Annotated in this window: 6 protein-coding genes (1 of these 6 only partly in view); 3 read left to right on the forward strand and 3 right to left on the reverse strand. The window is 62.0% G+C overall.

Annotation, left to right across the window (positions count from 1 at the left end):
- The 3 genes from FBY12_RS00085 to FBY12_RS00095 all read left to right on the forward strand — a co-directional run.
- A protein-coding gene (locus FBY12_RS00085; protein WP_145249899.1) for a non-ribosomal peptide synthase/polyketide synthase crosses the window boundary here: on the forward strand, positions 1-1,068 show its final stretch. 12,507 nt of this gene lie to the left of the window's left edge; only the last 1,068 of its 13,575 coding nucleotides appear in the window; the start codon falls outside the window, past its left edge; it ends in the stop codon at positions 1,066-1,068.
- Positions 1,065-4,343 carry an amino acid adenylation domain-containing protein gene (locus FBY12_RS00090; protein ID WP_145249902.1) on the forward strand — a complete coding sequence of 1,093 codons (3,279 nt, stop codon included), beginning with the start codon at positions 1,065-1,067 and terminating at the stop codon, positions 4,341-4,343. Before FBY12_RS00085 ends, FBY12_RS00090 begins: the two co-directional genes overlap by 4 nt.
- A gap of 337 nt (positions 4,344-4,680) precedes the next feature.
- Positions 4,681-7,152: a TonB-dependent siderophore receptor gene (locus tag FBY12_RS00095; protein WP_121732235.1), complete on the forward strand. Its 2,472-nt coding sequence runs from the start codon at positions 4,681-4,683 to the stop codon at positions 7,150-7,152.
- A 705-nt stretch (positions 7,153-7,857) separates the two neighbouring features.
- Here FBY12_RS00095 and FBY12_RS00100 read toward each other — a convergent pair.
- The 3 genes from FBY12_RS00100 to FBY12_RS00110 form a co-directional block, all read right to left on the reverse strand.
- The gene (locus FBY12_RS00100) at positions 7,858-12,003 is read right to left on the reverse strand and encodes a non-ribosomal peptide synthetase (RefSeq protein ID WP_145249905.1); all 4,146 of its coding nucleotides are present in this window, start codon (positions 12,001-12,003) and stop codon (positions 7,858-7,860) included.
- 34 nt (positions 12,004-12,037) lie between these two features.
- A complete protein-coding gene (locus FBY12_RS00105; RefSeq protein WP_145249908.1) occupies positions 12,038-13,696 on the reverse strand; it encodes a cyclic peptide export ABC transporter in 1,659 nt (552 codons plus the stop codon).
- 131 nt (positions 13,697-13,827) lie between these two features.
- Positions 13,828-14,715 carry a formylglycine-generating enzyme family protein gene (locus FBY12_RS00110; RefSeq protein WP_145249912.1) on the reverse strand — a complete coding sequence of 296 codons (888 nt, stop codon included), beginning with the start codon at positions 14,713-14,715 and terminating at the stop codon, positions 13,828-13,830.
- Between the last annotated feature and the right edge of the window lie 53 nt (positions 14,716-14,768).

Consider the following 14,768-nt stretch of genomic DNA (forward strand, 5'->3'; position numbering starts at 1 on the left):
GCACCGAAGGCCGACAAGCTCGGCAAGTTTTTGAAACGCGGTGCCGCCCCGACAGCCAAGGCCCGGCCAGCGCCGGTGCGCGAATCGCTGATGGCCGCGCCGCAACCGTTCCCGTTGCTGCTGGAACCGAACGAGCCGCAGCTGGATTTGATCGAGTGGATCAACCATAACCGGGCGCTGATCGAAGCCAAACTGGCGACCCATGCCGGGATCCTGTTCCGCGGTTTTGACCTCGATGGCATTCAAGGTTTCGAGGCGTTTGCCGAAGCGATCCAGCCGGGGTTGTACGGCCAGTACGGCGATCTGCCGAAGAAGGAGGGCGGCAAGAACACCTACCGCTCCACGCCGTACCCGGAGCGCAAGATGATCCTGTTCCACAACGAGAGCTCGCATCAGGACCGCTGGCCGCGCAAACAGATGTTTTATTGCGAGCAGGCTGCACCGGTCGGCGGCGCGACGCCGGTGGTGGATTGCCGCTTGATGTACGAAAAACTGCCGGCGGACCTGCGCGACAAGTTCGAGGAAAAAGGCCTGCTCTACGTGCGCACCTTCACCGACAACCTCGACGTGTCCTGGCAGCACTTCTTCAAGACCGAGGACCGCGCCGAAGTCGAAGCGCGGTGCCGCGCCGGTGGCATCGAATGGCGTTGGCTCGACAACAACGAACTGCAAACCCGCACGCCGGGCCCGGCGATCATTCGCCACCCGGTGACCGGCGCCAAGTCGTTCTTCAATCAGGTGCAACTGCATCACATTTATTGGCTGGAGCCGGATGTGCGCGAAGACCTGTTGTCGATGTTCGGCCTCGAGCGCATGCCGCGTCATGTGTTCTACGGCGACGGCACGCCGATTGAAGATGAAGTGATGCAACGCATCGGCGATCTGTACGAAGAGTGCGCGGTGCGTTTCGACTGGCAAAAGGGTGACGCCATCCTGCTCGACAACATGCTGGTGGCGCACGCCCGTGATCCGTTCGAAGGGCCGCGCAAGATTGTCGTGGCGATGGGCGACATGTTCGACCGCAGCGCCCTTGAACGCGCAATGAACACCGAGGAAACCGGAGCATGAACGAGGTATCGATGGACCAGCAGGATCTGGGTTACGCCTTGACCCCCGAGCAGCAGCTATTGATCGAACGGCTGCCGACCGCGCCGGTTTGCGCCGATGCGCTGCGGTTTCTGCAGGTCGACATTGTTGCAGCGCTTGATCCGCAGCGCCTGCAATCCGCCCTCGATAGCGTGCTGGCGCAGCAGCCGATGTTGCTCGCGCGGCTGGGTAAAGCGCCGGGTTTGCACGGTCTGCGGCAGTTTGCCGGGGCTGCCGAGCGGTTTCCGCTGACGGTGCAGGCGCAAGTCGTAACGCCTGCGGAGATCCAGGCGCAGTTGGCTGAATGGGCCGCTCGGTGTTATGTCGTCGGGGAGTCCGAGGTCGCGCAGGCTGTGCTGTATCGCTTGGCCGATGAGCGCTGGCAATTGGTGATCGGCCTGGCCCGCCATAGCTTCGATGACAGTGGCGTGCGCCTGCTTTATCAGCAATTGCTACAGGCGTATGCGCAAGAGACGGCGCAGGACGACGAAGAAACCGGGGAATTCAGCCAGTATCTGGAATGGCGCAGCGAAGTGGTGCTCGACGAAGACGCCGCCGGCGCTCGGGTTTACTGGCAGGAGCATCTGCAAGGGGCGGACGCCGAGCTGAGCACACCGTGGCTGGCTTATCGCAACTCAGGCGCGGCGCTGCCATCGAGCACCGCGTTGCAGTCGATCAACCTTGAGCCGGCGTTGCGCGAGGGTTTGCAGCAGTTGGCCGGTTCGTTGGGGCAATCGCTGGAGGTGCTGGTGCAAGGTGCCTGGTGGTTGCTGTTGGGCCGACTCGGTGGGCAGGAGCAGATGCTGGTCGGCGCGCGGCATGACAGTCGCGACGATTACGACTACTTCAGCGCTGCCGTGGGCGTGTTCGAGAAAACCCTGCCGCTGCATTTGTCATTCAATGCCCGCGCGCCGTTCAGCACGTGGCTGGCCGAGTTGGCCGCGCGGCTGGAAGAGCACCGCACCTGGCAGGAATACTGGTCGCCGGAACTGGCGCCGAGCGCGGCGCGCCCGGCTTATGGATTTACCCAGAGCCGGGCCGCGCAGGCGCAAACCGCTGCCGGGCTGCAGTGGTCGGCGCAGTCGCGTGCCGAATCGGGCGAGGCGCTGTTCGAATTGCTGCTGGAACTGCAAGCCGATTCGGCGGGCGGCCCACAGGCGTTGCGCATTCACTACGCGGCGTCGCGCTATTCGGCGCAGGCGATTGAAGGGTTGATCGCACAATTGCACAGCGTGCTCGAAAGCATCGTCGCCAATGTTCACAGCGAAATCGCTCAGGTGCAGGTGTCGGGCGCCGCCGAGCAGCAACGTCTGCTAGGGCTCAACCCGCCCGCGCAAGCCTTGATCGATGGCCGCTATTTGCCGCAGCGCATTGCCGATTGGGCGCAAACGACGCCGGACGCGATCGCCGTGACCGACGCCGAACAACGCCTCAGTTATGCGCAGTTGCAGACCAACGTCGAAGCCCTGGCCCAGGCCCTGAAGGACCAAGGCTTGACGCCGGGTGCGGTGATTGCGCTGGCCTTGCCGCGCTCGACAGACTTGGTGGTGGCGATGCTCGCCGCTTGGCGCATCGGTGCCGCTTACCTGCCGCTGGATGCGCAGTGGCCGGTGGCGCGCCAAGCCATGATGCTGGAACAGGCCGGCGCGGCGCTGCTGTTGGTCGCGGACGGGCAGATCGGCCAGTGGCACGATCAGCCGCTGCCCGTGGCGACCGTGCAACGCGTGCTGCAATCGACATCGACATCGACATCGACATCGACATCAACATCGGCGCCGGGCTCGGCAGTCTCGGTCACCGCGTTCGACGCGCAGGCCAACGATGCTGCCTACGTGCTGTTCACCTCCGGCTCCACGGGTGTGCCGAAAGGCGTGGTGATTGAGCATCAACAGTTGCTCAACTACACCGCTCACGCCAGTCAGGCGTTGGGTTTGCCTCTGTGCAAGCAGTTCGGATTCACCTCCACCGTGGCCGCAGACCTCGGCAACACCGCGCTGTTCGGCGCTCTGTTCACCGGCGCGACGCTGCACGTGGCCAGCGACGAGCAGATGCAGGATGGCAATCTGTTCGCTGAATTCGTCCAGCAACAGGCGATTGATTGCCTGAAAATCGTGCCGTCGCACCTTGCCGCGCTGCTCGCCAGCGAACGCGCGCAACTGCCGCGCACGCTGATTCTAGGCGGCGAGCCGATTGCTCCGGCGCTGGTGCAACAAATCGCCCGGTTGCGCAGCGATTGCCGGGTGTTCAACCACTACGGCCCGACCGAAGCCACGGTTGGTGTGCTGGTGCATCCGCTGCGTTTGGACGCCGATGCAGCGGACTGCGGAATGCTTTCGCAGGTGCTGGGCAACAATAATGTGTTCGTGCTCGACAACAACCTGCACCTGGCGCCGGTCGGTGTGCTCGGCGAGTTGTACCTGGGCGGCGCGCAGTTGTGCCGTGGCTACGTGAATGCCGAGGCCGATGCGCAGGTGTTTATTCAGAGCCCGTTCAATCCTCAGGAGCGGCTGTACCGAACCGGTGATTTGGCGCGTTATCGCCCGGACCTGGCGATTCAACTGCACGGTCGCCGCGACCAACAGATCAAGGTGCGCGGTTTCCGCATTGAACTGGCCGAGATCGAAGCCGAGTTACTGCGCCTGCCGCATGTCGCGCAGGCGCTGGTGCTGCCGGGTGAGAGCGCGCAAGCGGGGCTGCTCGGGTTTATCGTCGCTGCGCAAACACCGGCAGCCGGGGCGCTTGAGGCTATCCGCGATGAACTGGCGCTGCGCTTGCCGAGCGTGATGCTGCCGCAGCATTTGCAGTTCATCGACAGCTTCCCGCGCTTGGCCAACGGCAAGATCGACCGCCGCGCGTTGCAGCAATTGGCTGCCATTCCGGCGAACGACGAAGGCCTGGCGCCGCGCGATGCGCTGGAGCAACTGCTGGCCACGCGGATGGCGCAATTGCTCGGAGTCGAGCGGCTGGGCATCGACCGCGACTTTTTCGCTGCCGGTGGCCATTCGTTGCTGGTGATCAAACTGGTGGCGGGCATTCGCAAGTTGTTGCAGTGCGAAATCCAGCCGGGCGTGGTCTTCGATCATCCGACCGTGGCGGGCCTGGCAGCGGCGTTGCGTGCGCAGGAAAGCAGCCCCGGCCAACTGGAGAAAATCGCCCAGGCGCGGGTGCGTCTGGACAACATGAGCCCTGAAGAAAAAGCCCTGCTCACGGAAAAAGCCCGGCAATTGCACAACGCCAAGGCTGCTTTGAACGGTTGAGGCGGCGCAGAAAACAGGCCGGCGCTTAGTGCGCCGGCCTTTTTTTGGGAAAATTATTGTGAATGATAAATAAACTCATTCCGGTTTTTCCCCGGTGCTGCGTCTTACTAACGTAAGCAGACAAATCGAACCGGGCAGGGTAGCCACAAGGTTCAGTTGCACCGACTGCATCAAACATTTTTCGCTGTCCGGACAAGCGATCGAGCCCGGGGAGGGGCCGGTCACGACTTGCCACGCGCGCCTGCATGGGCCGCCGAGGCAAGCGGTTTTCAGGTCTGGCAGCGACAGGGTGCTCGGGCGCCCATTGGTCTTAACCACTTTAATAATAGAGAGCACGATGTCAGCAATTCACGAGTTCAAACCTCTGTTCAAGGCGTTGGTCATTGCCCGATCCCTGCGCTCGCGTCGTTCCATGGCCAGCCTCGGCCTGACGTGCCTGCTGCCACTCAGCGCACAGGTCTGTGCCGAAGAATTCAGCCTCAATATTCCTGCCCAGTCGTTGCCGCAGGCGCTGCAGGCATTTGGCGCGCAGACCAATCAACAGGTGATCTACAACGCCGACGATATGGCCGGCCTGCGCAGTACGCAGGTCAGCGGCAAGTTGAGCAGCGAAGCGGCGATCAGCCGGTTGCTCAGCGGCACGGGCGTCAACTACAGCTTTGAAGGCAACACGCTGATGCTGGTGCGCGGCACCTCGACTCAGGGCCTGGAACTGGGCGCCACCACCATCAGCGCGCAACAGGCCAGCGCCACCACTGAAGGTTCGAACTCGTACACCTCGAACGCCGTGACCATCGGCAAGGGCACTCACACCCTGCGGGAAATTCCGCAATCGGTGACGGTGATCACCCGCAAACAACTGGATGATCAGGGCATCGTCGATCTCAAGGACGCGGCCAACAAAACCACCGGTCTGGTCGGCGCGCAGGGCGTGGGCAGAGGCTTGATCCTGTCGTCGCGCGGTTTCCAGATCGATGACTGGCAGTACGACGGTGTGCCGATCCCGCGTAACACCTACGCGCTGGGCAACTGGGCCACCCAGGACCTGATTTTCTTCGACCGCATGGAAGTGCTACGTGGCGCCTCAGGTCTGCTGCAAGGCACCGGCAGCCCCGGCGGCGCGGTCAACCTGGTGCGCAAACGCGGTCAGGCAGCACCCACAGTGAGCCTGACTGGCAAGGCCGGTTCGTGGGATCACTACGGTCTGCAACTGGACGCCGGCGGACCGCTGAACCAGGAAGGCACGATCCGTGGCCGCTTTGTCGCCGACCAGGACAACAGCCACTCGTTCGTTGATTCCGAATGGTACGAAACCACCTCGCTGTACGGCGCTCTGGACTTCGACCTGAGCGACGCCACCACCGTCGGCTTCGCGGTCAGCCAGTCCGACGGCGAATCGCGCTCCAATGTCCGCGGCTTCCCGCGTTATGCCGACGGCAAACCGATCGACCTGCCACGCAAGACGTACACCGGCGCGAAGTGGAACCATTCGGACATCGATGTCACCACGCTTTACACCGATCTGGAACACCGTTTCAACGACGACTGGGCCTTCAAGGTCGGCGCCGTACGCATGACGGAAACCAACAAAGCGAAAAACCAGCGCGTGCAAAACGGCATCAACGCCGATGGCACCGGGGTGCAATACGCGGACTTCCTGACAGACCTGGACTCCACCAAAGTTGCTCTGGACATGAACGTCACCGGCAAGTTCGACGCCTGGTCGATGCAGCAGGAAGTGATGTTCGGTGGCAACTATTCGAAGGTGACTACCGATGACAAATACGCGCGTACCTTCAACAACAGCTCCGACAATATCTTCGACATCAATCACGATCGTCCGGACATCAGCTACGAAGGTTTGATCAATAGCCCGGGTGGCCGTGGCTTCCCGAGCGAATACGACATTCGCCAGAAAGGCCTGTATGGCAGCTGGCGGGTCAAACCGGTCGACGACTTGACGCTGGTTCTCGGTTCGCGGGTCAGCTGGTACGACTACAGCTACAAATCCTGGACCCAGACCACCACCGCCATCACCGAAGAGCCTGAAAGCACTTCCACCGAATCCGGTGAAGTCACGCCATACGCCGGGATCATTTATGACCTGAGCCGCGAGTGGTCGGTTTACGCCAGCTACACCGACGTGTTTGTGCCGCAGACCGAACGCACTACGGGCGGCTCGGTGGTCAAGCCGATTATCGGCAGCAACTACGAAGTGGGCATCAAAGGCGAGTTGATGGATGGGCGCATCAATACGTCCTTGGCGCTGTTCCGTTATGACCAGGAAAACCGTGCCGTTATCGACACTGCCGGCGAGCAGAGTTGTGACGGTTGGTATTGCTCGAATGCTTCGGGCAAGGTCCGCAGTCAGGGTCTGGATGCCGAGATCAGCGGTGAGGTGATCGACAATCTGCAACTGTTTGCCGGTTATACCTATAACACTACGAAGTATCTGGAAGACCCGGAGAACGAGGGCAAGATCTTTAGCTGGTGGACGCCGAAACATATGCTGCGGGTGTGGGGCAATTATCAGTTCACTGGCGACTGGAAGCAGGTCAGTACGGGGTTGGGCTTCACGGCTCAGACTCACACGGTGGGTTTCGATCATGCGGTGAATGTGCCGGGTTATGCGGTGTGGAATGCGCGGGTCGGTTATCAGTTGACGCCGGAGATCGAGTTGGCGATGAATGCGAACAACTTGTTTGACAAGGGTTATTTCACGCCTGCTTACAATCAGATTAATGGCAACAATAATTATGGTGATCCACGTAATGTGATGTTCAGTGTGAAGTACACGCCTGAGTTCTGATTGCGTTTTCACTGTTTGACTGGGCCCGATTCGCGATGTGTGAGTCGGGCTTTTTATTGGCTCTGATTTGTCTCCCCCGAGTCTGCGCAGTCCCTGTAGGAGTGAGCCTGCTCGCGATAGCTTTCTACCAGCCGACATAGTTCTCTCAGATGTACACAAACCCAAATGTGGGAGCGAGCTTGCTCGCGATAGCTTTCTATCAGCCGACTTATTTGTGTCAGGTGTACATATCCATTTCTGCGGTCACGGCGGCATTGGGGTTCGCTCTTACAGCGAGTCACTTTCGAGAAGCGCGAAAGTAACCAAAGCGCTTTTGCCCCTTTCGTTCGGTGCCTCGCCGTGGCTCGGCATGCCCTCGCTCCGGTCCTGCTCCGTGGGCCCGCCGCCATCGGCCATCCCTGGCCGGGGGCGGCTAACCCGGCATCCTTGCCGGGTTGCCCACTGCGCAGAACCTGCGCTCGGCCTCACGAGGGGGCGGGCACCGCAACAACGCCACGAGGCGGCCTGATAGCCGACCTGGCTCTCCCCGATCCGCGCAATCCCTGTAGGAGCGAGCCTGCTCGCGATAGCTCCCCACCAGCCGCCCCTTTCGTGCTGACACAAAGACATCCAATTGTGGGAGCGAGCTTGCTCGCGATACGCAGCGACGCGATGTGTCTGGATCACTTCATCGCGTCGCTGCATTTCTACTGAGGAGGAGGGGGGTTAACGCTGGGTGCTCACGCTTGCGAGGAATGTTTCAATCACTGATTCAATCAGTGTGTCGTCGAAGATCATGCTGCGGTGCAACAGCGGTGAGTGCATTGAGTGGTTGAGTGCGCCGGTGCGGCTGTAGCGTTTGATCAGGGTTTCGTTGAAGGCCAGTTCTTGAGCGGTTTTTTCCGGCGCGGCCCACCAGCAGCTGGGCTGGACGGTCACGGGTTTGAAGGTGAACGCTGCGAACGCTTCGACCAGCCGATCGTGCACCGCGAACGCCTGGGCGTTCATGACTTCGTTTTTGATGTTTTGCACGGTCGCCAACAAGTCGCCCTGGCCGGGTTCGACCAGCCCGGTTGCCCAGTCATAAAACGCTTTCACCGAGCCTTGCGGCGAATCTCGCAGCCACGCCGCCGTGTGTTCGGTCAGCGTCGGGAACAGCAGGTCGAAGTAGTGAATGGCGTCGCGGATTTCTTCCGAGGCTTCGCTGTGGCTCGCCTCGCTGAGTTGGCGCTGGCGCGGCAGGTCGGCGGGGTACAGGTGCTCGGGAACGGTGCTGTCGACCAAGCCTAAAAAAGCCACCTGATGGCCCAGGCCTTCGAGCGTGGCGGCGATGTCCAGCGCGATGGCGCCGCCCAGTGACCAGCCCAGCAGGTGATAAGGGCCTTGCGGTTGGGCCTTGATGATTTCGCTGCTGTAATCGGCAATCATCTCGTCCCAGGTGTGCGTGTCGTTATGTTGCTCGCTGAACCCGCGATGCATCACGCCGTTCACCGCCGCATGCGCCTTGAGTTTTTTCGCCAACGGCTGGTAGCAAAACACGATGCCGCCGCTGGGGTGCAAACAGAACAATGTGGGCGATCCGCTCGGCGCGCTGTTCAGCTCGACCACGCATTGGCTCTGATCGCGATGCTTGCGCGAAAGAAACAGCGCCAACTGCGCAATGCTCGGGTGCGCCAGCAGTTCTTGCAGGCGCAGGTCGATGTTCAATTGCGCTTTGAGCGTGGAAATGAACTGGATCGCCAGAATCGAGTGCCCGCCGAGTTCGAAGAAATTGTCGCTGATGCCGACCCGGTCAACCCCCAGCGCTTGTTGCCAGAGTTGCGCCAGCGCCTGTTCCAGCGGTGTTTGCGGTGCCACGTAAGCTTGCTGCCACAGACTGGCGTCGGGCGCCGGCAATTTGCTGCGGTCGAGTTTGCCGTTGGCATTCAGCGGGAAATCTTCGATGAACGACAGATGCGCCGGCACCATGTAGTCCGGCAGCTGTGACCGCAGCGCGGCGAGCAATTGCTCGCGCAGTTCGGCGGTCGGTAGTTCGCTGGCAATCACGTAGCCGACCAGTTGCTGCCCGCTCGGCCCTTCGTGGGTCAGCACCACGCAATCGCGCACCGCTGGCAAGCCTTGGAGGCGCGCCTGAATTTCCCCCAGCTCAATGCGGAAACCGCGAATTTTTACCTGATGATCGATGCGCCCGGCGTATTCGATGCTGCCGTCGGCGCCATAGCGGGCGAGGTCGCCGGTGCGATACAAGAGCCCGCCGGGCAACGCGTCGAACGGATCAGGAATGAAACGGCTGGCGCTCAGGCTCCGGCGGTTGAGGTAGCCGCGCGCCAGGCCGGCGCCGCCGACATACAGCTCGCCGATACAACCTCTGGCCACCGGGTTCAACTGCGGGTCGAGCACGTACCACGACAGGTCGACAATCGGCACGCCCAACGGGCTGGCCGCCGCGCAGTCGAGGTCGGCCAGCGACAGCGGCCGGTACGTCACGTGCACGGTGGTTTCGGTGATGCCGTACATATTGACCAGTTGCGGCGCGTGATCGCCGAAGCGCTCGAACCACGGGCGCAGGCTTTGCACGTCGATCGCCTCGCCACCAAAAATCACGTAACGCAACTGTTGCGTCAGGCTCTGGTCCGGCGCGCAGGCAATCTGCATCAATTGCTTGAACGCCGAAGGCGTCTGGTTCAGCACGCTGACTTTTTCTGCGCAGAGCAGCGCGTACATGTCTTGCGGCGAACGGCTGATCGCGTGCGGCACGATCACCAGTCGGCCACCGTGCAGCAGTGCGCCGAAGATTTCCCACACCGAGAAATCGAACGCATAGGAATGAAACAGGCACCAGACGTCGCGGTGATTGAAATCAAACCAGTCAGCCGTGGCGTCGAACAGACGCATCACGTTGTGGTGCGGCAGCAGCGCGCCTTTCGGTTTGCCGGTGGAGCCGGAGGTGTAAATCACGTAGGCAAGGTTGTCCGGGTGCACCGCAACGTCGGGGTTGTGCTCGGCGCCAGTGGTCGTCGGCTCGAGGATCAGGCAGCGCACTTCGGGCGGCAGCGCCAGTTGTTCGCGCAGGTGCGGCTGGGTCAGGACCACGGTGATACCGCTGTCCTCAATCATGTAGGCCAGTCGCTCGGCCGGATACGCCGGGTCGAGTGGCACGTAAGCGCCGCCGGCCTTGAGGATCGCCAGCAGGCCGATGATCATCTGAGGCGTGCGTTCCGCCGCGATGCCCACCAGTACTTCCGGCCCGACCCCTGCGCCGATCAATTGATGAGCCAGGCGATTGGCTTGGCGATTGAGTTCGGCGTAACTGATGTGCTGTTCGCCAAACGTCAACGCAATGGCTTCACCGGCACGGCTGGCCTGTGCCTCGATCGCCTGATGCAGACAGCATTGGCGCGGCAGCCGGGTTGGCTGGGGATTCCACTCGGCGAGGGTCTGGCGGTGTTCGTCCGGGCTGAGCATCGGCAACTCGCCGACGCTGCGTTCGGGTGTCTGAATCATCGCTTGCAGCAGGTTCTGCCAATGCCCGGCGATGCGCTCGATGGTGGTGACCTGATAGAGGTCGCGACTGAATTCCAGACTGGCAGTCAGGCCTTTCGCTGAGTATTCGACATCCAGCGACAGGTCGAATTTTGCCTGATTTTCTCCGGCATCAAGGAAGTCCAGGGTCAGCCCATCCCAAACCATCGGCGGCGCGTCCGCAGCGCCCGTGCGCCAATTGAACAACACCTGGAACAGTGGATTTGCGCTGTGGTTGGTTGGCCGTTGTAGCTCGTCGATCAGCAGTTCCAGCGGGTAATCGGCATGGTCCATCGCCGCCAGCGACTGGCCGCGCAGTGCCTGCAGGAAATCCACCGTGCGCTGGCACGGATCGAGGCGCACGCGGTACACCTGGCTGCTGACGAAAAACCCCACCAGCTCCTGGGTTTCGCCGCGATTGCGGTTGGCGTTGGGCACGCCGACGGTGAAGTCGTTCTGGTTGCTGTAGCGCGCCAGCAGCAATTGCCAGGCGCCCAGCGCCAGCACAAATGGCGTCAAGCCCTGACGCTGGCAGAACGCGTTGAAGGCCTCGGCGAGAGCCGGTTCAAGCGTCCACTGCACGCGTGCGGCCAAGTGCTGCTGACCGTCGGCGCGAGTCGCGTCCTGCGGCAATTCCAGCACCGGCAATTCACCGCCCAGGTACTCGCGCCAGTAATCGCCGCTGCGCGCGCAAGCGCTGCTGTCGAGGTATTCGCCGCGCTGCCAGTGCGCATGATCGGCGTACTGCAGGTGCAGCGGCGGCAGCGGCGAATCGTCACCGACCCGCGCCTGAGCGTAGGCGCGCGACAAGTCCTCCATGAGGATCGCGTTGGACCAGGCGTCCGAAACGATGTGGTGCATGTTCAGCAGCAACAGGTATTGCCCCGGCGCGGTGGTCAGCAACGTCGCCCGAATCAACGGCGCCTGGCGCAGATCGAAGGCCAGCGTCGCTTGATCCTGGATGCGCTGCGCCAGTGCTGCGGCGCGAGCCTGCTCGTCGAGGACCGACAGGTCCTCGCGGTGCAGGGTCAGCCGCGCTTCACGCTCGACGATCTGCGTCGGCACGCCATCGAGTTCAGTGAAGGCGCTGCGCAGGATATCGTGGCGGTCGATCACGCGATTCAGCGCCGCTTCCAGCGCATCGGCATGCAGCTCACCGCTCAGGCGCAAGGCGCGCGGCAAGTTGTACGCCGAACTGTGCGGCGCGCGTTGCTGCTCCAGCCACAAGCGCTGCTGGGCAAACGACAGCGGCGCTTGCTCCAGTCGGGTTGTGGTCGCCGGGGCGTGGACGTCGTCATCGGCCTCTGCCAGCAGCAGCGCCAGCAGATCATCATCAAGAAGTTCGTTCATGGGAGCTCACAAAAGGCGCAGAAAGTGGGGCGGCTCAAGCGGTGGCCAACGGGGCTTTTTCGCTGACGACCCGTCCGCCCTCCATGCGCACCAACTGGTCGGCGACATCGAAGTAACGGTCATCGTGGGAAATGACGATGATGGTCTTGCCCAGGTATTTCAGTTCCGGCAGCAGCTCGGTGTAGAAAATGCGCCGGAACACCGGATCCTGGTCGGCCGCCCACTCGTCGAACACCAGCACCGGGCGTTCTTCGAGCCACGCGTTCAACAGCGCCAGGCGTTTGCGCTGGCCGGTCGACAGGTCGGTGGTGGTGAAAGCGCCGTCGCGGATGCTCACCTTGTGCGAGATTTCCAGGCGTTCGAGGTATCGGCTGGCGTCTTCGGGTACTTTCTGATCGCCCTGCACCAGTTCATCGAACAGGTAGTAATCGGCAAAAATCGTGGTGAACAACTGGCGATAATCGTCGCGGTTTTTCGCCAGTACCGGCTCGCCGTTGAGGATGATTTCACCGCCCTGTGGCGCATACAGCCCCAGCAGCAGTTTGATCAGCGTGGTTTTGCCGCCGCCGTTTTCGCCGACGATGAACACAATCTCGCCTTGGGCAATCGACAGGTTGACCGGGCCGAGGGCGAACGGCGTGCTGCCGTCCACCGCCGGAAAGGCAAAATGCACGTCGCGCATTTCCAAGTGTTCGACCAGCGGTTTGGCCGCGTCTTTGTCGCTGAGCAACAAGTGCGGTTCCGGCGACGAAAACTGCTCGGCGAGGTCGGCAATGCGCTTGAATGCGATGTTGGCGCGGCTGACCACGGGCAGGGTGGTCACCAGGTATTCCATCGGGCCTTTCATGTACAACAGCACCAGCACAAAACCGCTGAGCACGGCTTTGTCAGTGCCCAACCAGAACGATTGCAGGGCCAGCGCCAGACCGATCACCACGAAAAACAGCATCGAGCCGAGGGTCTTCGCGACGACAAAAGTGTTGACCGCGCGGATGTGCGTATTGCAGATGAAGTCGGCGGTGCCTTCGATGCGCTGGCTGAACATGCGCTGGCGGCGTGGACGATGGATGCGCAGTTCCTTGGCCCCGGCGGCAATCGCGCTGTAGTGTTTTTGCAGTTCGTCCTCGGCTTCGCGAGCGGCCTGGAAACCCTTGATGCCCTTGGCCCGCGCCACGTATTGCAGGGCGGTGCCGATGGTCAGCGCGACCAGCAGCAAGGCAAACATCGGCAGCGACAAATACGCCAGGTAGCTCAGGCAGCCGAGGGTCACGGTGAACGCAATCGCCAGCGGCGCGAACGAGAAAGCGAAATCGCTGACGGTGTCGACGTCGTGGGTCAGCACCGGAATCAGTCGATAGCTGCGAAAGCGTTCGATCTGTTCGATCGGCGCCAGCAGGACTTTTTCACCCAGCGATTTTCGCAGTCCGGCAATGATGTACTGGCCGACGTGGTTGGTGCCGATGTCCGACAGAATCTGCGTGGTCAACGCGACCACGCACAGCCCGACAAACACCGCCAAGGCGCGCGGCGACGGGCTGGTGGCGGCGTTCAGCGCGTCATTGATGGCCGCCAGCAACGCGGTGATGCTCAGGCCACCGAGCATGCCGAGCAGGATCGACACGACAACGATGACCCGGAAAGGCTTGAGCAGGCCGAGGACTTCACTGAAGGCTCCGCGCGATTTTGAGGTCATGGAAGTTTTCCGCTTCAAGGGCCGCAATGGGCAATGGTTCAAGAGTTTGGCTGCTTGAAAGACGAAACCCGTGGGCGGCGATTTAGCCGCGCACGGGTTTGTTGCAGGTCATGCGACAGGAGGTGGGAGCCTCACAGATCCCGAGCGACGCGAAAGCCGATCCAGTCGCCGCGGGTGTCGGTGTAGGTCGCGTTGCGGTTGCCCGAACGCGAGAACACCGGCGCTTCGCCCCAGTCATTGCCACGGATGCGCCGCACTTTGCAGTCGCCGGTCAGCCAGGCACTGCCGTCGCTCGGAGCGCCAACGTAGTTTTCGTTGTAGCAATCGGCGGTCCATTCATAGATGTTGCCGTGCATGTCGTACACGCCGAACGCGTTGGCCGGGAAGCTGCCGGCCGGCGCGGTGAAGTTGTAGCCGTCGGCGGCGCCGTAGGTGTTGGCGTGTTTGGCGATGCTGTATTCCTTGCCTTCATCGAACGGGAAGGGGAACGGCCCGCTGCTGCCGGCACGCGCGGCGTACTCGCGCAGGGATTCGCTGACCAGTCGGTAGGTTTTGCCGGATTTTTTCGACAGCCATTCCACGTAGGCGTTGGCCTCGGGGAAGTCCATGCACACCGCTGGATGTTTGGCCGTGCGCTCGTAACGCGGCACGCCAGCCTTGCACTCGCGGCCGGGGCGCGTATCGCCATCGGGCATCACGTAACCGGTATCGCGCAAATAGGCGTCCCACTCGCCGGCCAACACCTGGAAGCGGCTGATGGCCAGCGGTTTGGCGAAGGTCACCGGGTGCAACGGACCTTCATCCGGCTCGCGTCCGACTTCGTTGTCCGGCGTGCCCATGGTGAAGGTGCCCGTGGGCAGCACGACCATTTCCGGGCAGTCCTTGCAATCCTTGAACACCTTGCCCGGTTGCGCCGGTTCAGCGGCCTGGGCGACGCCCGGCAGCAGGCTGGCGACGACGGCGGCGAAGGCCAGTGCGGGGAGCGTCTTCAGGGAAAAACTACGCAGCTCACTGTTCATCATCTCTCTCGATACAAAGATAAAAGGCAAAGGTAAAAGGAGTCGGGTGGGGC

Source organism: Pseudomonas sp. SJZ131, from assembly GCF_007828705.1.
Classification (GTDB): Bacteria; Pseudomonadota; Gammaproteobacteria; order Pseudomonadales; family Pseudomonadaceae; genus Aquipseudomonas; species Aquipseudomonas prosekii.

Excerpts from the sequence above, each read along its gene's own strand:
- FBY12_RS00090 (WP_145249902.1), top strand. The coding sequence starts at position 1,065 with ATGAACGAGGTATCGATGGACCAGCAGGATCTGGGTTACGCCTTGACC.
- FBY12_RS00095 (WP_121732235.1), top strand. The coding sequence starts at position 4,681 with ATGTCAGCAATTCACGAGTTCAAACCTCTGTTCAAGGCGTTGGTCATT.
- FBY12_RS00100 (WP_145249905.1), bottom strand. The coding sequence starts at position 12,003 with ATGAACGAACTTCTTGATGATGATCTGCTGGCGCTGCTGCTGGCAGAG.
- FBY12_RS00105 (WP_145249908.1), bottom strand. The coding sequence starts at position 13,696 with ATGACCTCAAAATCGCGCGGAGCCTTCAGTGAAGTCCTCGGCCTGCTC.
- FBY12_RS00110 (WP_145249912.1), bottom strand. The coding sequence starts at position 14,715 with ATGAACAGTGAGCTGCGTAGTTTTTCCCTGAAGACGCTCCCCGCACTG.